Consider the following 20,676-nt stretch of genomic DNA (forward strand, 5'->3'; position numbering starts at 1 on the left):
ATTTATCCGTACGCATTAATAGTCCCAGCGGCAAATATCATACAGAGCCGGCGCTACTATGTCTGGTTAGGTGCTTTTACAGACTCCAGGAAAGTGACAAAGTATATTTGAAATCGTTTTTACTGATGTCATCTTCCGTTTCAGAATCGTATTCATTGGACATACCGACTTTTAATGCCACGCCAGCTCGTTCGTCCAGATCCAGGATCCAGTCAAAAGTGGTCACATTACGATATGCATCAAAAGAGTCAAAGCTTGGGTAAAAAGTATTGGCTAGTGCCAAGCGTTGCGCTGCATTAATGCGCCAGCGTGATTCAAGACCCAACAACCCCTCAGGAGTAAATTCCTGACGCTCTCCACCAAATGTTTTATTAAACCCCACACCTGAACGACCAACGAATAAAAAGTCTTCGGAGTTGGCAAATTCATAACCAAAACCACTATTGGCATTAACACGATAATCGTAATCTTTGAATCGATCGATATCAAAACGTCCACCGGCAAAGGTAAACCAGGGTGTGGTTGGTTTTAACCAGTCACGGTTAATTGAACTAAAAAAGCTATTGTCAGAAGTTTCCTCTTCTGACTTGGCATAGAAATAAGCCGTGCGACTGTTAATACGGGTTTTTTCAGTTGCAAGATCAGCATTGAATGCCACGTTTACCTTACTGTTATCTGATTTTCCGCGACTTCCTGCCAAGCCTAAATCGAAACGTCTTTCCCAATCAGATAGCCAGCCGGTGCCAAATAAACCGTTATCTTCAGGTTCTGCCTGAGCGATTTCAGCTGGTTCGATAGTGGGGGCGGCAGACGTTTGCTCGGATGGCGTTTGTTGAGCCAGAGCTTCATAGTTGGTTTTTATATCAGCAACGGTATTAGTATTGATGACCATTTCCCCGAGAAGCTGATGTTTGATAGTAAGAGATTCCTGATTACGCTCTAATAAGTCACCTTGAAGTCGGTCACCATTGGTTAAAATCAATGTGACAGGTGCTGCGTGGGATATAACAGGAGCCAGTAAACAAATAAAAACGATTTTTTTCAGAAACAAAATGATTTCCTATGGCAGATTTTGACTGCCATATACTAGCGATAACCAGGTCGAATGTCAGTTGATATTTAAGGGAAATTTTTCCCTAAATGTTAACACCCGTCATTGTTTACAGTGCCATCGGGCATCGTGGTATTGCAGAATTTGATCCCTCTGTCATGTACACCAATCATTGATGCACCAGTTAAGTCTGCACCAGACATGTCGGAAAAGATTAAATGCGCTCCGTCCAGGGTAGCATTTTTCAGATTGGCATCAATTAACTGGGTGTAATCCATTAATGAATTACTGAGATTGGCACCTTCCAGCTGAGCACCGTGCATACGGGAGTGAGTAAACCAGGCGCCTTTAACATTCGCATTGGTGAGGATGATGCCTTTGAGGTTTGCTTCGCTCATATCCGCACCTTGCAAATCATGATTTTCCAAGGGGGCTTCGCTTAAATCACAGTGATGGCACTGGTTTTGTTCGAGTAGCCTTTTAAGATAGATTTTATCGTAGGCGAAGGCGGCTGTACTGCATAAACTCAGGGCTGTGATAATCACCATTGATTTCATTATGTTTCCCTCAACTTCATTGATTTAGCGTTAGTCTGTCCAGCGGTTCTCAAAAAAATGTTTGCTTAAAGGACGTCGTTCTCTTGCCTTTAGTTCCCGTTCCAATGCTTCAGTGCTCAAGCTATCAAGTGGAGCAGGGTAACCAATCGCTATCACCGACCACAGATTTATTTCTGATGGGATTGATAAGGCTTCACGCAGTTTGTCGACATCAAAGCCACCCATTTGGTGAGACATCAATCCAGCTGCTGTCGCCTGCAGGCACATATTCAGACTTGCAGCACCAGTATCATAGCCATTCCATCTGTTCGCATTTTCGTTTTGGGAAAACTGGGGGCGTGAAGCGGTGACAATTAATAACGGTGCATTAACCGCCCAGGTTTGATTGCCTGGTGAGAGACTGTCCAGTGTCTTATGCCAGCTTATTTCATCTTTGAATCTGTTGCAGATAATGTAGCGCCATGGCGCTTCGCCATAACAAGAGGGCGCCCACAATGCAGCTTCACAAAGGGCTGTAATAGTATCGTCACTTACAGCTTGTGTTGGATCGAATGCCTTGCCACTCCATCGCTCAGCGATAATGCTGGCGAGTTTCTGTTCAGTTTCAGCGGGTTTTTGAATCAAAATGATATCCCGTATAGCTTAGTGACTAAGATTAACGCGGTAATTGAATGACTGGTTTTTCTGCCGGGCGATAAAAACCACCAATGTGACCAATCATCATGACTAAATCTGCGCCGGTTTTTTCCGCAATTTCATCGAGCATTTGCTTGCGCTCTGTTTTTTCCTGTCCGCTGACGCGTACTTTAATCAGCTCATGATAAGCCAGTGCATTTTCAATTTCGGCCAGAACGGCTTCAGAAAGACCGGCGTTACCGACCATTACAACGGGTTTTAGCGGATGGGCCAATCCTTTCAGATATCGGCGTTGTTTATCATTGACTGCCATGAGTAGGGCTACCTGTATTAAAATGCCGTGATTATATCAGGATAGTTTCATGACTAAACATAAGTTCACCGTTACTGCAGCTCGTGGCATGTTGCCTCTGCTCGAAGAAGAACTCAAACAAATCGGCATTAAACAATACAAAACAGAAGCAGGTAGTATTCGTTTTACCGGTAGTCTCAAAGAAGCCTATCAGGTCTGTTTGTGGTCGCATGTTGCGGTCCGGGTTTTGATGCCAATTGCCCACTTTTCGGCCGAAACGACCGAGCAACTTTACAACGGAATTAAAGAACTGGCCTGGGAACAGCATATTGATGCTGAAGACACCACTTTAGCCGTCGATTTTAATAGCTTTCGTTCAAAAATCCACCACACACAATTTGGTGCACAGAAAGTTAAAGACGCCATCGTGGATAGATTACGTGATCTGTTCGGCACAAGGCCTTCAGTGGATTTGCATCAACCGGATCTGCGGGTCAATGTTTACCTTAAACATAATCAGGCGATTGTAAGCCTTGATTTGTCAGGTGAAAGTCTGCATAAACGTGGTTATCGCGTCAGCCCAACTAATGCGCCGATTAAAGAACATCTGGCTGCTGCGATTTTGCTTTCAGCCGAATGGCCGAAGCTGGCTCGGGAAGGTTGGGCATTGCTGGACCCTATGTGTGGCAGCGGTACTTTTTTAATTGAAGCGGCCCTGATGGCTGCCGATATCGCACCCGGGTTGCAACGTGATTATTTTGGTTTTCTTTATTGGAAACAACACGATAAAACTGCCTGGCAGCAATTAAAAGCTGATGCCGAAAGACGGCGCTTAAGTGGTCTGGCACGTTTGCCGATGATCATGGGCGGAGATCAGGATAAAACTGCTGTCACAGCGGCGCAGGCGAATATTGAAGCAGCAGGACTCAGTGATCGCATTCAGGTCATTCATCGGGATCTGCAAAATTGGGCTACGGTGGCGCAAACATTGCCGGAAGTGGGCTTGGTCGTGTCGAATCCGCCTTATGGCCAACGTATTGGTGACACCGATGCATTACATGAGTTGTATGAAGCGTTAGGTGATTTAGTCAATCAGCATTTACCGGCATGGCGCACGACTATTATTACCGACAATGCCCAACTGGGTAAATTGACCGGTCTGACCCTATTTGACAGCAAACCATTTGATAACGGGCCGATTGCCTGTGAAGTGTTGTCATACCGTGCCCCTAAACCATTACGCCGTGATGCCAAACCCGTGCAGCAGGAAATGACTGCTTCTCCTTCACCCTGGGATAAAACATCAAAGACCAAACCAAAGCCTGTTGTTAAATCATCTGTGGTTGAAAAGATTTCCCCGCAAGCAGAAATGTTTGCCAATCGATTGAAAAAGAATGTTCGCCATCTGGCGAAATGGGCACGTAAAAATCATCTGGATTGCTATCGTGTCTACGATGCTGATTTGCCGGATTATGCCGTGGCCATTGATATCTATGGTGACTATGTCCATGTGCAGGAATATGCTCCGCCAGCCGATATTGATCCGCTCAAAGCCAGTGAACGTCTGGATGAAGTGATGCAGATTATTCCGGTCGTTTTGGGGGTGAGCAATGATAAGGTCGCATTGAAGCTACGTCAGAAACAGCGTGGCTCAAACCAATATGAATCACAGGCGGCATTACGCCAGCGTTTTGAAGTACGGGAAAATGATCTGCGATTCTGGATTAATCTGACCGATTATCTGGATACCGGCTTGTTCCTGGATCACCGTATTACCCGGCAGATGCTGGCTGAAACAAGCAGAGGCAAGGCTTTTTTAAATCTGTTTGCATATACCGGTAGCGCGACGGTTTATGCTGCTGCAGGCGGGGCAAAATCCACCACCACGGTTGATATGTCCAATACCTATCTGGGTTGGGCCAAAGATAATATGCAGTTGAATAACCTTGTTGGTGAACAACATCAGTTTATCCGTGCTGATGTACTGGCCTGGTTAAACGAGCCTGCAACACAGGATTTACGCTTCGATTTAATTTTTGTTGATCCGCCTACCTTTTCCAACTCCAACAAAATGGAAGGGGTCTTTGATATTCAGCGTGACTATATCGATATGCTGCATAAAATCGCCGGGATGTTGAATCCAGGTGGGGAGATTTTCTTTTCTACCAATCGCCGTGACTTCAAACTGGATGCCGAAGCATTAAAAGGTCTGGATATAAAGGACATTAGCAAGGCCACATTACCAATTGATTTTGAACGTAATTCAAAAATTCATTATTGCTGGCGAATACAGAAATCAGCTTGAACTGTCGAGTGTGAGTTTAATTTCCTGCCACAACGCCTGGTAGGCTTTGTTGACGGCTGAGTTTGCCGCAAATGTGGCTAATGGTGCTCTCATATCACCCATTTTTTCTACCACGGCGGCGTAGGGGATGGCTGTTTGCAAGCCATGCTTTAACATCTTTGGTGGATGAGCCAGCATCACGCGATGCAGACTGCGGCGACGATCTGCCATGGTAAAAAAGGCGTGTAATCGTTTGGGTCTGAGATTGTTATCTTTAAAAAAATCTCGGGTTTGTTCAAATGTACGCATTGATAAATGGCTGGGGATAATCGGCACATAAATCGCTTCAGCTGCCGCAAACATTTGCTCAGTCAGTTCCGAAAAGCTGGGTGGACAATCCAGCACGATTAACGAATAGCTTTCACCAAATGGTGCTAACAGTTTGGCCAGTTGATTTTTATTATCCCCGGTTTTTGCCAAATCCAAATCCATTTGCCGAAATGAAAAGTCGGCGGGAATGATATCCAGTGATGGATAATCGGTATTTTTAACTAACTCACCAATGGCAGTTTTACCCGACAGCAGTTTTTTGGGTTCTGCTTTAGACTTGCTTTTACGTTGCAGTAACCAGCTGGCAGCTCCCTGCGGGTCAAGATCCCAGAGTAAGGTAGGGATTCCCTCATTTGCAGCCTGCCAGGCAATATTAACCGCTGAGGTCGTTTTACCCACGCCACCTTTCAAATTAAAAAATGCGATGATTTGCATGATTAAATGGTTTTTGCCAACTCTTCGAGCAGCGCTGTCTGGGCACTGATCATTTCATCGCCTTCTTTGCGTGCAGCACGCTGATAGCGACCATCGGCAGATAAGATCCACGCCTGTGTATTGTCAGCGAGATACAAATTCAGATCAGCAATAATACGTTTTTGCAGTCGTTTGGATTCAATGGGGAAACAGGTTTCCACACGACGTAACAAATTACGTTTCATCAGATCGGCACTGCCAGCCCAGACTTCAATGTCTCCGGCATTCTCGAAATAAAACACCCGCGTATGTTCCAGAAACCGACCAATGATGCCGCGTACCTGAATATTGTCTGATATACCTTCAACACCGGGTTTCAGGGTACAGATGCCGCGGACAATCAAATCAACCTTAACACCGGCAATAGAAGCGCGATACAACGCCTGAATCATTTCCGGTTCAACCACGGCATTGACCTTGATAATGATATGGGCTGCTTTACCAGCTTCAGCGTGCGCTATTTCCCGATCAATTTTGTCCAGTAACCCCTGATGCAGATTGAAAGGAGCATGCATCAATTTATGCATTTTGGGGATTTTGCCAAGGCTGGTCAGTTGAATAAACAGGTTATTGACGTCTTCACCGATCTGCTTGTCTGAGGTCAACAAACCATAGTCGGTGTAAATTCTTGAAGTATTACGGTGATAGTTACCGGTTCCCAAATGCACATAACGACGTAATTTATTGTTTTCACGACGTAAAATCAGCAGCATCTTGGCATGTGTTTTATAGCCTACAATGCCATACACAACATGGGCTCCCGCCTGCTGAAGTTTGGACGCCAATGCAACGTTCGCTGCTTCATCGAAACGGGCTCGTAATTCAATAACTACGGTAACTTCCTTACCAGCGTGAGCCGCTGCAACCAGGGCATCCACAATCGGCGAAATGGCCCCGGTCCGGTATAAGGTTTGTTTTATTGCCAGCACACTGGAGTCTGCTGCAGCTTGTTTAATGAGATCAATAACCGGTGTGAATGACTGATAGGGATGATGTAGTAATACATCTTTCTGTTTTAATAAATCAAAAATATCCGCATCCGAAGTCAGTCCAGTCGGACGTCCCTGAGTAAATGGTTTGAATTTGAGATCAGACCGTTCCACCATTGAATGCAAGGTTTGCAAACGGCTTAAATTCACCGGGCCATTCACCAGATAAACGTTTTCCTGTTGCATTGCACATTGGTCACGTAAAAAGTTAACCATTTCTTCAGGGCAATTATGCGCAATTTCCAGACGTACTTCGTCACCATAATTTCGATGGGTCAACTCATCAGCAATAGTCGCCAGCAAATCGCTGGTTTCTTCAGTGTCAATGGCCAGGTCACTGTTCCGTGTTACCCGAAATTGATAGCAGCCTTTAATTTTCATGCCGAAAAACAAATCATCGGCAAATGCATGAATGATTGATGATAAAAACACAAAGTGATATTGGCCCGGTTCACATAACTCATCAGGCAACTGAATCACACGAGGTAAAGCCCGTGGTGCCTGTAAAATGGCATAGCCAATACTGCGCCCAAAGGCATCTTTTCCATCCATGGATACAATAAAGTTCAAACTCTTATTGAGTAATCTCGGGAAGGGGTGAGATGAGTCCAGCCCGATTGGACTGAGAATCGGCTGGATTTCATCGCGAAAATACTGTTCCAGCCAGGCACTGTGTTCGGCTGTCCACATCGGTCTTGGCAGTACTTTAATGCCTTCCTGTTCCAATAAAGGCAACAACTCATTATTGAGTACCGAGTATTGTTCATCTACCAACTCATGGGCACGTAAACTGATTAATCTCAATGCTTCCTGAGCACTGATTTGATCGGCTTCAAGGTAAGGATCACCAATTTCAATCTGTTGAATTAAGCCAGCTACGCGGACTTCAAAAAATTCATCCAGATTCGTACTGGAAATACACAAATAATTCAGCCTTTCCAGTAATGGCACACTGGGATCCAGTGCCTGCTGCAAGACACGCCAGTTGAACTCCAGCAAACTCAGCTCACGATTCAGGTAAAGCTCGGAGCTGTTCAGATCAATTTGTGTTTCCATGTTTTCCATTTTGATGGCTTAAATTTAAGAGGTTAATGAACGTTAGACTTATTGTATATTTTAGTGCGGTTTTCAAATGAAGTTTGGATGACAAAAACAAACCTTACAGCACGTTAGAACGGTTTGATGACAATCTGATGACAGCTTACCACCGATATTTGTCATAGTTTTCCGGATTGGCCCAGAAGCGACTGTTGAGCCAGTCACGCTTGGGCTGATAATTTTCGATGGCATAACTGAATACCTGTAATCCATCGTTAGTACCAGCGATATGATGCAACCCCATGGCCAGATAATCACGGAACTGCCAGCCCTGTTGTTGTGCTTGCGCAGGATCGGCAATCAAAATGATATGCGGCGCATGTAAATTGCGTAAATATCCCAGCCATTGTTGCCCTGCCTGCAATGGTAAGGTTTCAGTCAGATCACTGATAACGGCCAGATCCACACTATGAATTTGCTGTAATTGCGATTGTTCAAATGGTGTTGTCAGAGCCTGTGATCTGGTATCTTGGCAATCGTTCAGGCATAGCCTGGCAACATCTCCCGCAACCAATATTGATTGCGGTTCAAATTGCTGTATCAGCGTGCTGAGCAGCGAAGACAATAAGACTGATTGATTCATGACTAACCAGCATAAAACATCTACCGAGTTCTGGAAACACAAACGACTGGGTCAGATGACACATACCGAGTGGGAAAGCTTGTGTGATGGCTGCGGACGTTGCTGTCTGCATAAACTGGAAGATGATTCTGATGGACGCATGTATTACACACGGGTAGCCTGTGAACTGCTGGATGTTTCAACTTGCCGCTGTAAGGATTATGCTAATCGCCAGAAGACGGTGCCAGACTGTATTCAGCTCAGCGTCGAGCAGGCACATTTCTTTGACTGGTTACCCGATACCTGTGCCTATCGTTTACTTGCAGAAGGCGAGCCCCTGCCGGAATGGCACCCTTTGATTACCGGTGATCCTCAGAGTGTGATTGATGCAGGTGTCTCCGTAAGACATATTGCCATCAGTGAATCCGATGATATTGATTTAACCGAAGAGGTCATTGCGCTGCAGCCCCCCGTTTATCCACATGACACCTGAGCAAAGTCGCGAATTTACCGCCCGCCTTGAACAAGCTGCATTGACGCTGCTTGAAATGGAAATTTACCGAAAACCAGATGATTTGGCCCGACGTTTCGGATTGCCATTACCGGTAGTCCGTTACTGGTGGCGTCAAACCGATGAAAAAACGCGTCCAGTCGATCAAAACAGCCTGTCACCACGCGAAGTCAAAGTGATTCGTAAAGCGACGCAAACGCTGGAAGGATGGGAAAAGATTAAACGTTATCGTCCGCCATGTGGCGCACGTCTGCCGGGTGGCAAAAAGTGCAAACGTTCAGTGGCGATACGCCAACCGGAAGCCTGGTCATTAGGTGCTTTGGCCGATCGTTGTCGCCTGCATGGCGGAAATGCCCGGCGCGTTATTCGTTCTAAAACTGAGGACGATACAGAATGAGGGACTTATGCTTGAGACAACGGAAATTCTGAACCGATTGCTGACGCTGTGTAACGAGCAAAAAAGCGGCACCTTATTTTTAACCACTGCAGACAACAAAGCCTGTCATATTATTTTTGAAAACGGTCGTATTGAAGCCATGGCGTTTGGTTCAGTCAAAGGCTTAGCCGTCGCTAATTTGTTGCCAAGGTTATTGATAGAACGAACCAGTTTTAACAGTACCCTCAGAATGCCATTGAGTGAACGGGCCAATATCGAAGATCAGGCTGATATTTTTGCCGCACTGGGATTGCGCCGTCAGGCGCCCACTGAAACGAAACTTTCACAAACAGTTGCGAAACCGACGCGAATGTATCGCGGGCATTTGATTGTTGAACAGGAACCAAAGGATCTATCGCCGAAACCAGCTAAATCAGTTGTCGAACCCAGTCAAAAAATACCGTCGAAAAAAAGCAAAAAAAAAACGTATCTATCGTGGTCAAGTGATTGAAGATTGAAACTACTCAGATAATTTGTCACATTGATTGCGCCAAAATCGTTAACATATCGCCACGTTGCAGACTCCGGAATTCATCATGAGTAACATTTCTCCCCAAGATCTCAATCGAGGTTTACTCGATTTTATTGATGCGTCACCCACACCGTTTCACGCAGTGGAAAATATGCAGTCGGCTTTAAAATCAGCTGGTTACAAGTTGCTTGATGAAAAGGACAGCTGGGGGAAATTACCCGCCGGTCGTTATTTCGTCACCCGTAACGATTCTTCATTGATTGCCTTTAACCTGCCTGCACAGGCTATTGCCGAAGCAGGTTTTCAAATGGTGGGAGCGCATACCGATAGTCCGTGTTTAAAAGTTAAACCGCAACCGGGAACAGTACGTCATTCATTCTGGCAACTTGGAGTGGAAGTTTATGGTGGTGCACTGTTAAACCCCTGGTTTGATCGTGACCTATCCATGGCCGGCCGGGTCAGTTATGTCGATGCCGAAAATCAATTACGCCATAGTTTGATCAATTTCAAAAAACCGGTGGCGGTTATTCCAAGTCTGGCGATTCATCTGGATCGGGAAGTGAACCAGAATCGCAGTATTAATCCACAGCTGCATCTGCCACCGATATTGCTGCAGAGTGAAGAGGGTGATAAACCTGATTTTCGTGCTTTAATGGAGCAGCAACTTCGATCCGAACATGGTGATATGGCTATTGGCAAAGTTCTGGATTATGAGATCTGCTTTTATGACACTCAACCAGCTGCATTGGTGGGGCTCAATGAAGATTTTATCAGTGCGGCACGGCTGGATAATTTACTCAGTTGTTATATTGGCTTGCAGGCTTTACTGACCGGTACTGCCGATAAAGCTACTCTGTTGGTGTGCACCGATCATGAAGAAGTTGGCAGTGTTTCAACCAGTGGCGCCCAGGGCACATTTCTCCCTGCAGTTCTGCAACGTTTAGCTCTGGATAATGAAAGCTTCCAACGTATGCTTCAACAGTCTTTATTGATTTCTGCTGATAATGCACATGGAATACATCCCAACTATGCTGACCGGCATGACGCGCAACATGGGCCAATTTTGAATAAAGGCCCGGTTATTAAAACCAATGCCAATCAGCGTTATGCCACCAACAGTGAAACCAGTGCACGGTTCAGACAGATTTGTGAACTGGCAGATGTGCCGGTGCAGGATTTTGTGGTGCGTACGGATATGGCCTGTGGCAGTACGATTGGGCCTATAACGGCCAGTAACCTAGGGGTGAAGACCCTGGATATTGGTGTACCCACATTTGCCATGCATTCAATTCGTGAACTCGCTGGCAGCCTGGATACCTGGCATTTATATAACGCACTAAAACAATTTTTCAATTAATAATCAAAGGAATACATACACTATGTCAGAAACAGTTGATGAATTAACGGTGACCTATCAGGAAGGCGATGTCACTACGGTAAAAGAGCTGGATAAAGTCGTTCTTACCAAAGGTGCCTGGGCGACAGTAATGTTTCGCTATCAGGATCTGGATCGTAAAACAGGTGAATTTGGTCCGGATAAATACACCATCCGCCGTTATCAAAAACGCAATGGCGAATACGGTCAACGTTCAAAATTTAATATTTCTAGTCGTGACCAGGCGCAGCAAATTATTGAGGCGTTAACACGCTGGACCAAAGATTAAATAGCTGCCTATGAATAAGAGTTTATTGACTAATCTCTGCGCTGCTGCATTGGTTAGCGTCGGGTTATTGCTTGATACGCCCTGGCGTGATCCAGTGTTGGCCACAGGTATGTTTGCCCTGGCCGGTGGTATAACCAACTGGCTGGCCATTCATATGTTGTTTGAAAAAGTGCCTGGGCTATATGGTTCGGGTGTTATTGCGGCACGCTTTAATGAATTTCGTGTTGCCATCGAAAAACTGGTCATGGAACAGTTCTTCAATCAGCAAAGCCTGGATCGCTTTGTCAGCCAAATGCTTGATGATAAACGCGAAAATAAACTGGATTTTTCAGAAATCATTGATCAAACCGATCTGGATCCCGTGTTTGACAATCTGGTGGCCACCATTATGGAATCCTCGTTTGGCAGCATGTTGTCGATGGTGGGTGGCGCCAAAGCCCTTAAACCATTGAAAGAACCTTTTGTTCGTAAAATGCAGCAGTCGCTCAACGATATTGCGCACAGCGAACATTTTCAGCAGCATCTGCGAGAAAAACTGAGCAGTGGGCCGGTCAGTGATGATTTATACCGTCAGATATACACTATCGTTCATAGTCGACTGGATGAACTGACACCGCAGATGGTCAAACAGATGGTTCAGGATTTAATCCGTCAGCATCTGGGCTGGCTGGTCGTATGGGGGGGCGTATTTGGTGGCTTAATAGGATTGATGACCAGCTTTTTACCGTTGTGAACTCCTGGATCGAGAATAATTGCCGCTTATGTGCCGCGCCAGTGTCGTTTTATCACCATTGGCGCGGATATGATTACTGGCAATGCAGTGAATGTCATGCAGTACAGATGGACAATCAGCATCTGCCGGATCGCGAAAGCGAAAAAGCACTGTATCTGACCCATGAAAATGATGTGAACGATCCGCGTTATCAGCAGTTTGTTTCCCCAATCACTGAGGCCATCCTAAGCCAAATACTACCGGACAAAATTGGTTTGGATTTTGGTGCAGGTCCTGGGCCCGTCATCAGCAAAATCATCACCGAAAAAGGCTATCAAACAAAGCTTTATGACCCGGTTTTCCATCCGAATATCAGCGTGTTATCCGAACAATATGATTTTATTATCTGCTGCGAAGTTATTGAGCATTTCCATCAACCGGCGGTGGAATTTGCCCGGCTTAAATCGTTGTTAAATCCTGGTGGAAAATTGTTTTGCATGACTCAACTGTTAGATAACAGCATTGATTTTGCCAGGTGGCATTACAAAAACGATATCACTCATGTTTTTTTCTATCATCGCGACAGTTTGAATTTCATTCAAAAACAATTTGCCTTCAGTGCAGTTGAAATAAATCAGCGATTAATAAGCTTTACTAACTGAATTGTTCGCGAATAGCGGCCAGATGTTCTGCTGGTAATTCGATTACGACACTGACCGTATCGGTAAATTGTTGGTCGAGGATGCGACCATGGATCTGTTTCAGTTGATATTCCAGCATTTGCAGCTGACTGTAATCTATCTGCAGACTTAACCCCGCCATTTCAACCCAAGGTAATTTTCCGGCCGCATCAATGGCTTGTTTGGCGGCATTGCCATAGGCACGGGTTAAACCGCCTGTGCCTAATTTAACGCCGCCAAAATAACGAATCACCGCTACCACGGTATTAATTAAGTCTTCACCTTGTAACGGTGCCAGAATTGGCCTTCCTGCGGTGCCGGAGGGTTCACCCGCATCAAAAAATCGTTCAGTGATAAATCCTTCGGGCGCTCTTATTCGCCAGGCAAAGGCCAAATGATTTGCCGAAGGGTGTTGCGCGGCTAACTGCCTGAGTTGCTTTAAGGCAGATTGCTCATTGTCACAGGACATGGCGACACCAATAAAACGTGATTTTTTTATTTCAGATTCGACACTGGCCGGCGTACGAACAACAAAAAACTGGTTGGACATCTTATTTACTATAGGAAAATACAGCCTGACAATTTACCATATTGCCATCTTTTGCTCGCAGGCCAGGCGGGGCAATGTCCAAATTCATCTTAATAAATCGGGTAATACAGTTTGTCAGAATTAAGTTTTGCAGTAGGTCAACGTTGGGTCAGCAACAGCGAGGCCGAATTAGGTCTGGGTATCATTACCGAAGTCAGCGGCAGACGAATTGAAATCGCCTTTCCGGCTGCCGATGAACAACGAAGTTATGCGGCGAATAATGCACCGTTAAGCCGGGTCGACTACCCAGTGGGCGAACAGATTAAAACCCGTCAGGGACAGCAATTTACTATCAGCGAAAAACATCCGTTAAATGGTTGTGTGATTTATCAGGGCGAAACCGCTGAGGGAGAAGCGATCAGTATCCATGAAATGGATCTGGACAGCTTTGTACAATTCAGCCAGGCAACCGATCGTCTGTTTGCCGGGCAGATAGACAAAAATCGCAAATTTCAGCTAAGACTCCGAACCCATCAATATTTTCATCGGTTACATCAATCACCCGTATTTGGTCTGTTGGGGGGCCGTGTGCAATGTCTGCCCCATCAGTTTTATATTGCTTCACAGATGACACACCGTATTTCAACCCGGGTATTACTGGCCGATGAAGTCGGTCTGGGTAAAACCATCGAAGCAGGCATGATTATGCACCAGCAAATCATGCAGGGACGGGCCAGCCGGGTATTGGTTATTGTTCCTTCTGCTTTGGTGCATCAATGGCTGGTGGAAATGCTGCGGCGTTTTAATCTGGCCTTTACGGTGATTGATGCCGAGCGCTATGAGGCCCTGGTTGAGTTGGATGAAGGTAATGCCTTTGATAGCGCGCAGCTGGTGTTAACTGATTTACAGACGCTGGAAACCCATCCCGAAATGCAACAGGATGTATTGCATGTGAGCTGGGATATGTTGGTAGTGGATGAAGCCCATCATTTGCAGTGGCATGCAGATCACAGTAGTGAGGGGTATCAGCTGGTTGAAAAACTGGCCGCGCAGATTGCCTCAGTTTTGTTATTAACAGCTACCCCTGAGCAACTGGGCATGGACAGTCATTTTGCCCGTCTGCGCTTGCTGGATCCGGATCGTTATTATGATTTGACACAGTTTCGTGAAGAACAGCAGAAATATCAGCAGATCAGTCAGTTGCTGGATCAACTGATGGCGATTGAATCAGCCGCTGAATTTGCCGCTAAAAACAACCTGAAAACAGAATTAAAAAATTATCTGGATGATACGCTGCTGGACGGACTGGCTGACGCAGAGCAGTTTGAATCTGCACGCGAACAGGCAAAACAGCAATTTGTTGATCAATTCGGTACCGGGAGGATTTTATTCCGTAATACCCGCGAGACAGTTAAAGGTTTCCCTGAGCGCCAATTAACTGCACATGCCCTAGTGCCTACCAAGCATTATTTATTTCAAACAGGCAACAATCTAACCGAATTGTTGCAACCCGAAATTCTATTAGGTGAAAACTGGCTGACGTTAGACCCAAGAGTCGACTGGCTGGTGAACTGGCTTAAAGAACACCGAGGTGAAAAAACCTTATTAATTACTGCCAATGCTGAAACCGCTCAGCAGCTGGAATTGCATTTGCGGTTACAACATGGAATACGCAGCAGCGTGTTCCATGAACACATGACCCTGATCAATCGTGATCGGGCTGCTGCATTCTTTGCGGATGACGAAGAAGGCGCACAGATCCTTATTTGCTCTGAAATCGGCAGCGAAGGACGGAATTTCCAATTCTGTTCCTACCTGGTGTTATTTGATCTGCCACTGAATCCGGATTTGCTGGAACAGCGTATTGGTCGTTTGGATCGTATTGGTCAACGCAATACGGTAAATATCGTGGTGCCTTATTATCAGGATACCGCTCAGCAACTGCTGCTCGAATGGTATCACCAAGGCTTGAATGCCTTTGAATCGGTCTGTAAAACGGGTTCAGCATTACGTGAACAATTTGCTGAACAGTTGGAAAAGTGTTTGCGTGACCCTGCAGATAAAAAAGCCTTTGCCAGATTGCTTGATGATACCCGGCAAGCAGAGCAGCAATTGCGGGAAAATCTCAGCCAGGGCCGGGATCGTTTACTGACGCTGAACTCCTTTGATGAATCCGCTGCAAAAGAGATTCTGATGCAGGTTGAAGAAGCCAGCAGTCCATTGGAACTGGCGGCTTTTATGGATGATTTCTTTGATGCCTATGGTATTGAACAGCAGGCGCATAGTGCTGACAGCATTATTCTGCAACGCGGTGATGAGCTGCGCAGTGATGAAATTGATTTGCCTGAAGATGGGTTAACGGCAACCTATCAGCGTGCCAGAGCGTTATCACGTGAAGATATGGCTTTTTTAACCTGGGAACACCCATTAGTGCTATCGGCAATGGATGCAGTCATCAGCTCTGATTTGGGCAATACCGCTTTCTGTCAGTTGAAAAGTAATCTGGTGGTTGCTGGCAGTTTATTGCTGGAAGTGGCATTTGTGATGCATTGCCCGGCACCCAAACACTATAATATCACTCGATACATACCTGAATCGTACCTGCGGATCGTCATAGATGAGAAAGGGCGACGACTGGATGAACATTTGACCGAGCAGGAAATGAATCAACAGGCTGGTCGTATTCCCAAACATACTGCCCAGCAGATGGTGCAGGTGGCCCGCGAACGTATTGATGGATTAATTGATTCCAGTAAAAAAATGGCTGCCACATATCAAAAGCAGCTTATCGATGAAGCCATCAGTAAAATGACACAGCTGACGGATAATGAAATACAGCGCCTGCAGCATCTTGCTGAAAAAAATACGCATATTAAATCTTCAGAAATTGAAACCATGCAATCACAGCAGCAACAACTGCAACAGTATCTGCAACATGCAGAATTGAAATTGGATGCATTACGCTTAATCATCGTGACAGAAGCGGAGTGATCTGCCAAAGTCACGGATCAAAAACATAACGGAGTAGGGTTTTGATTAAACGTTGGTTACCACCTTTACTGGTCGTGGCATTGGCCATAGTGATATTCAGTACGTTGATCAGTACTCGCCCACAGGCTCCGGTTCAGGATCGCCCGGCTCAGGGTGTGTTGGTCGATACTCAGCAAATTGATTTTGCGTCGTTGTCACCGACACTTACTTTATACGGTCGTCTCGAAGCACCACAAATGGCCAACCTGCGTGCTGCAATCAATGCTGATGTAGCAAAAGTTTATGTATTTGATGGCGACATGGTTGAACAGGGCCAAATACTGGTCGAACTGGATCAGCAGGAAGCTCAACTGGCGGTTGATCAGGCTGCCGGCGAACTGGCATTGATAGATGCCCAGATTGCTGCTGAACAGTCGCAACTTAAACGCAATGAAGCACTGTTTGCCACTCAACAACAATTGGTAGATTTGGCAAAAGCGGCAGTCGGCCGTGCTGAAAAACTGCAACAAAGCCAGTTATCATCGCAAGCGTTATTAGATGAATCCATCTCGCTACAGGCACAGCAAAGTCTCAATCTGAAACAGTTGCAGTTTGATATCCAGGATCATCCGATCCGTATGGCACAACTGCAGGCAAATCGTAAACAAGCTCAGGCCAGACTGGATAATGCGCAGCTGGATCTCAGCCGCACCATTATCAAAGCCCCTTTTTCCGGTCGTATCAGTAGTCGGCAAATCGCCATCGGTGACCGGGTCCAAACCGGTGATGCATTAGTGACACTTTATGATATGCGGCGACTGGAATTACGTGCGTCGATTCCTGAGCGTTATCTGGCCGATATTTATCCAGTGTTTGAAAAACAGCGGTTGACTGCCATTGCACAGCTTGCCGGTCAGCCGTATGAATTTGAATTGCGCCGTCTCAGTGGCGAAGTAAATGTGAATGTCGCAGGACGTGACGGCCTGTTTCGCCTGAAAGGTGAGCCGGGACCACTGGCATTAGGGCAGTTTGTCAGTGCTCAGCTGACGTTGCCGGTTCGCGAAAAAACGGTCGCCATTCCTTACAGCGCCCTGTATGGTCTGGATAGGGTGTATCGGGTTCGAAACAATCTTCTTGAAGCCGTAAGCGTAACCAAAATCGGTGATTATGCAGATCAGGATGGCAAAAGCCGTTTGCTGATCCAAAGCGATGCCCTGCAACAGGGTGATCTGATTATTACGACTCAATTACCTAATGCTATCAATGGTTTATCGGTGAGTGTTAAGGATGAGTGAACCGGTGAAACGCGACTTTATCGGCATCTTTGCCCAACATCGCGTGGCGGCCAATCTGTTAATGCTGGTGATGATTCTCGCCGGAATTTTGTCTTTAAACCGTATCAATACCCAGTTTTTTCCCACATTTGCGTTGGATATTATCACCGTCAGTATTGAATGGCGTGGCGCCAGTGCTGAGGATGTTGCCGAATCAATTACCCGGCAGGTAGAACAGGAATTACGCAGTGTTGATTATGTGAAAAAGATGACTTCCACTTCGTCATACGGAATGTCATTGGTCACCATTGAGTTTATCGAAAAAAGTGATATGGGGCAGGCACTGGATCAGGTCAAGGATCGCATTGCGCAGATCCGTAATCTGCCTACTGACAGTGAAGAACCTGAAGTTTCATTGGTGACAAATTACGAAAGCGTGGCGCGAATTCTGATCACCAGTGAAACCGGCGACCTGGCATCGCTGCGTTACCTTGCCCATGATATTGAACATGATCTTCTTGATCGGGGCATTTCACGGATTAATATCAGCGGACTGCCGCTGGAAGAAATTGCCATACAACTGGATAAAGCCAAGCTGGAGGCATTGGGGCTGGAGCTGGATCAGGTTGCGGATCGTATTGCCCGGTTAAGTCAGGATTTACCGGCTGGTGAAATCGGTAATGAGGAGAGCACACGACAAATCCGCAGTCTGGATCAAGGGCGTAATGTACAGGCTTTTGCCGAATTTGCTTTGCAATCAGACTTTGCCAACGGCTTGGTCAAACTGGAAGATGTCGCGACCATAGAACGCCGTCCTTTGCGTAAACAAATGAATCTGTTCTATCAGGGTCAGCCAGCCATTGAGCTGGAACTGCAACGTACTGAAAATGCGGATTCGCTAAAAAGTGCACGTATTCTTGAAAAATGGCTGGACGATAACGCTGGCAGTCTGCCAGAAGGTGTTCAGTTGAAAGTCTATGATGCCAGTTGGCAGTTGATCAAAGAGCGTATCAATCTGCTGTTAAAAAATGGTCTGGGTGGCTTACTGCTGGTACTGGGCATTCTGTTTCTGTTTCTGCATGGACGGGTAGCTTTTTGGGTGGCGGTTGGTATTCCGGTATCCTTTATGGCGGCATTGGCCGTGTTATATGCACTCGGCGGCAGCATTAACATGATCAGCCTGTTTGGGCTGATTATGTCGCTGGGGATTATTGTTGATGATGCGATTGTAGTAGGGGAAGATGCTTTCGCCCACTACCAGAGCGGTGAACCTTCGTTAACTGCATCGGAAGGTGGCGCCAGACGAATGCTGGCACCGATTCTATCGTCGTCACTCACCACTATTTCTTCCTTTATTCCACTGATGTTAATCAGTGGCGTAATTGGCAATATTCTGTTTGATATTCCATTCGTAGTGATCTGCGTGATCATCGCCTCGTTGATTGAGTGTTTTTTGATCCTGCCGGGGCATTTACGGCATAGTTTTCACAATATTCATCACGCCAAGCCTTCAGCTATCAGAGCGCAACTGGATAGGGCCTTTAATTATCTGCGGGATGATCTTTTCCGGCCACTGGTCACCCATGCCGTTAAAAATCGTGGCTTAACGGTCAGTGCTGCGCTGGCGTTATTGATTATCAGTTTTGGCTTGCTGGCAGGCGGTCGTATCAGCTTTAATTTTTTCCCGTCGCCTGAAGGTACCACCGTGTTAGCCAATGCCCGATTTGTGGCAGGCACGCCACGCAGTGAGGTTGATAAATTTCTGCAACATATTTCAGCCACGCTGGAACAGACCGATCAGCAATGGGAGCAACCCCTGGTTGATGTGGCGACCAGCAAACTGGGGGCTGCCGGTACCGCTGGGGGGATGTCCGAATCACAAATTGATGATCGTTTTGCTTCCATGCAGGTCGAACTGACGTCACCGGATCAGCGTGATGTGCGTAATCAAACCTTTATTAATGCCTGGCGCGAAAAGATTATTTTGCCCGCCGGAATAGAGACTTTCACCATTTCCGAACGTCGTGGCGGACCTCCGGGCAGTGATATTGATATCCGTCTTACCGGAGGCAATACCGATATTCTTAAAGCTGCTTCCAAAGAAGTCATCGAAGCATTGCAACGTTATCCCGGTGTCAGTGCCATTGAAGATGACTTGCCTTATGGCCAGTCGCAATTGATTTATCGACTCAAAGAGCAAGGCAAGGTACTGGGGCTGACAGTTGATGATGTCGGCAGGCAGTTACGTGCAGCCTATGATGGACGTCTGGTACAGATTTTTCAGGATGGTGATGACGAAGTCGAAGTGCGGGTGATGTTTCCGGATAGTCAACGTAATACCCAGGCTTCACTGGATGACTTTATGATTCGACTTCCCAATGGGGGCAGTGTGCCGCTGGATTCGGTAGTACATTTTGATTCACGACGTGGCTTTGATGTGCTGCGTCATACGGATACCCGATTGGCTGTGCATGTAACGGCTACGGTAGACAGTCAGGTAACCAATAACAACACCATTCTGGCTGATTTACAGCGTGATTTTCTACCGGATCTGACGTCACGCTATGGCATTCAGGTAGTATTTGAGGGCAGGGCGGAAGAGCAGGCTGATACGATTGGGGACATGAAACAGGGCGTGTTGCTGGCATTTGCTTTGATCTACATTATTCTTGCCTGGGTATTTGCCTCTTATGGCTGGCCACTGGTGGTGATGACGGCTATTCCTTTTGGCTTGATTGGTGCACTGGTCGGACATTGGTTATTGGGTATCGATCTGACTATTCTGTCTTTATTCGGTATCTTTGGTCTGTCAGGCATTGTGGTGAATAATGCGATCATTCTGGTCACTTTTTTCAAGAATTTACGGGAAAAAGGGCTGGAGACTCAACATGCCATCATTGAAGCATCCGTTTTGCGCCTGAGAGCAGTCTTATTGACCTCCCTGACCACTATCGGTGGTCTGACTCCTTTGTTATTTGAGACATCACCCCAGGCACAGTTTTTGATTCCAATGGCGGTATCGATTTCGTTCGGTCTGATGTTTGCTACGGTATTGGTGTTACTGGTGATTCCGGCATTATTGTCATTTCATGAGAGCATTGCCGAGTCTATGACTGGCTTTCGATCAAGCAAGACACAAACTGAATAAGAGGGTA

The 20,676-nt window shown here is 46.2% G+C and carries 19 protein-coding genes; 11 read left to right on the plus strand and 8 right to left on the minus strand.

The window, feature by feature from the left end; all coding sequences use genetic code 11:
- Positions 1–76: 76 nt before the first annotated feature.
- From B2W60_RS09095 to yhbY, 4 genes are all read right to left on the minus strand, one after another.
- On the minus strand, positions 77–1,051 hold the full coding sequence (locus B2W60_RS09095) for a DUF481 domain-containing protein (protein ID WP_292359538.1): 975 nt from the start codon (positions 1,049–1,051) through the stop codon (positions 77–79).
- Between the two features lie 92 nt (positions 1,052–1,143).
- A complete protein-coding gene (locus tag B2W60_RS09100) occupies positions 1,144–1,608 on the minus strand; it encodes a pentapeptide repeat-containing protein (RefSeq protein ID WP_292359536.1) in 465 nt (154 codons plus the stop codon).
- Positions 1,609–1,638: 30 nt separating this feature from the next.
- Entirely contained in the window at positions 1,639–2,232 is a 594-nt protein-coding gene (locus tag B2W60_RS09105; RefSeq protein ID WP_292359535.1) for a nitroreductase family protein, read from the minus strand.
- Positions 2,233–2,263: 31 nt separating this feature from the next.
- Positions 2,264–2,557, minus strand: coding sequence for a ribosome assembly RNA-binding protein YhbY (yhbY, locus tag B2W60_RS09110; RefSeq protein ID WP_292359533.1), 294 nt, complete (start codon positions 2,555–2,557; stop codon positions 2,264–2,266).
- A gap of 49 nt (positions 2,558–2,606) precedes the next feature.
- Between yhbY and rlmKL the strand changes: the two genes are divergently transcribed.
- Positions 2,607–4,841 carry a bifunctional 23S rRNA (guanine(2069)-N(7))-methyltransferase RlmK/23S rRNA (guanine(2445)-N(2))-methyltransferase RlmL gene (gene rlmKL / locus B2W60_RS09115; protein WP_292359531.1) on the plus strand — a complete coding sequence of 745 codons (2,235 nt, stop codon included), beginning with the start codon at positions 2,607–2,609 and terminating at the stop codon, positions 4,839–4,841.
- Here the strand turns inward: rlmKL and B2W60_RS09120 are convergent.
- From B2W60_RS09120 to B2W60_RS09130, 3 genes are all read right to left on the minus strand, one after another.
- A complete protein-coding gene (locus B2W60_RS09120; RefSeq protein ID WP_292359529.1) occupies positions 4,833–5,585 on the minus strand; it encodes a ParA family protein in 753 nt (250 codons plus the stop codon). The two genes, rlmKL and B2W60_RS09120, sit on opposite strands and share 9 nt — an antisense overlap.
- A gap of 2 nt (positions 5,586–5,587) precedes the next feature.
- The gene (gene ppk1 / locus B2W60_RS09125; protein WP_292359527.1) at positions 5,588–7,669 is read right to left on the minus strand and encodes a polyphosphate kinase 1; all 2,082 of its coding nucleotides are present in this window, start codon (positions 7,667–7,669) and stop codon (positions 5,588–5,590) included.
- A 145-nt stretch (positions 7,670–7,814) separates the two neighbouring features.
- Positions 7,815–8,294 carry a DUF6231 family protein gene (locus B2W60_RS09130; RefSeq protein WP_292359525.1) on the minus strand — a complete coding sequence of 160 codons (480 nt, stop codon included), beginning with the start codon at positions 8,292–8,294 and terminating at the stop codon, positions 7,815–7,817.
- Here B2W60_RS09130 and B2W60_RS09135 point away from each other — a divergent pair.
- The 7 genes from B2W60_RS09135 to B2W60_RS09165 all read left to right on the plus strand — a co-directional run bounded on the left by B2W60_RS09135 (position 8,293) and on the right by B2W60_RS09165 (position 12,730).
- Positions 8,293–8,766 carry a YcgN family cysteine cluster protein gene (locus tag B2W60_RS09135; protein ID WP_292359523.1) on the plus strand — a complete coding sequence of 158 codons (474 nt, stop codon included), beginning with the start codon at positions 8,293–8,295 and terminating at the stop codon, positions 8,764–8,766. The two genes, B2W60_RS09130 and B2W60_RS09135, sit on opposite strands and share 2 nt — an antisense overlap.
- Complete coding sequence (locus tag B2W60_RS09140; protein WP_292359521.1) at positions 8,756–9,181, plus strand: hypothetical protein; 426 nt, start codon at positions 8,756–8,758, stop codon at positions 9,179–9,181. Before B2W60_RS09135 ends, B2W60_RS09140 begins: the two co-directional genes overlap by 11 nt.
- A gap of 7 nt (positions 9,182–9,188) precedes the next feature.
- Positions 9,189–9,671, plus strand: coding sequence for a hypothetical protein (locus B2W60_RS09145; protein WP_292359519.1), 483 nt, complete (start codon positions 9,189–9,191; stop codon positions 9,669–9,671).
- A gap of 85 nt (positions 9,672–9,756) precedes the next feature.
- Positions 9,757–11,049 carry a M18 family aminopeptidase gene (locus B2W60_RS09150; RefSeq protein WP_292359517.1) on the plus strand — a complete coding sequence of 431 codons (1,293 nt, stop codon included), beginning with the start codon at positions 9,757–9,759 and terminating at the stop codon, positions 11,047–11,049.
- 22 nt (positions 11,050–11,071) lie between these two features.
- Entirely contained in the window at positions 11,072–11,356 is a 285-nt protein-coding gene (locus B2W60_RS09155) for a hypothetical protein (RefSeq protein ID WP_014707111.1), read from the plus strand.
- A gap of 25 nt (positions 11,357–11,381) precedes the next feature.
- A complete protein-coding gene (locus tag B2W60_RS09160; protein ID WP_349676188.1) occupies positions 11,382–12,089 on the plus strand; it encodes a DUF445 domain-containing protein in 708 nt (235 codons plus the stop codon).
- Between the two features lie 107 nt (positions 12,090–12,196).
- Complete coding sequence (locus B2W60_RS09165; RefSeq protein WP_292359514.1) at positions 12,197–12,730, plus strand: class I SAM-dependent methyltransferase; 534 nt, start codon at positions 12,197–12,199, stop codon at positions 12,728–12,730.
- On the opposite strand, the gene B2W60_RS09170 is transcribed toward B2W60_RS09165, so the two are convergent.
- Positions 12,723–13,298 carry a YigZ family protein gene (locus B2W60_RS09170; protein WP_292359512.1) on the minus strand — a complete coding sequence of 192 codons (576 nt, stop codon included), beginning with the start codon at positions 13,296–13,298 and terminating at the stop codon, positions 12,723–12,725. The genes B2W60_RS09165 and B2W60_RS09170 overlap by 8 nt on opposite strands.
- 111 nt (positions 13,299–13,409) lie before the next feature.
- On the opposite strand from B2W60_RS09170, the gene rapA reads away from it, so the two are divergent.
- The 3 genes from rapA to B2W60_RS09185 are packed head-to-tail and all read left to right on the plus strand — an operon-like array spanning position 13,410 to position 20,669.
- Positions 13,410–16,268, plus strand: a complete 2,859-nt coding sequence (rapA, locus tag B2W60_RS09175; RefSeq protein WP_292359510.1) for an RNA polymerase-associated protein RapA — start codon at positions 13,410–13,412, stop codon at positions 16,266–16,268.
- Positions 16,269–16,309: 41 nt separating this feature from the next.
- A complete protein-coding gene (locus B2W60_RS09180; RefSeq protein WP_292359508.1) occupies positions 16,310–17,542 on the plus strand; it encodes an efflux RND transporter periplasmic adaptor subunit in 1,233 nt (410 codons plus the stop codon).
- Complete coding sequence (locus B2W60_RS09185; protein ID WP_292359506.1) at positions 17,535–20,669, plus strand: efflux RND transporter permease subunit; 3,135 nt, start codon at positions 17,535–17,537, stop codon at positions 20,667–20,669. Before B2W60_RS09180 ends, B2W60_RS09185 begins: the two co-directional genes overlap by 8 nt.
- The last annotated feature ends 7 nt before the right edge of the window (positions 20,670–20,676 follow it).

It is taken from the genome of Methylophaga sp. UBA2496 (genome assembly GCF_002341635.1).
In the GTDB taxonomy this organism is placed as follows: domain Bacteria; phylum Pseudomonadota; class Gammaproteobacteria; order Nitrosococcales; family Methylophagaceae; genus Methylophaga.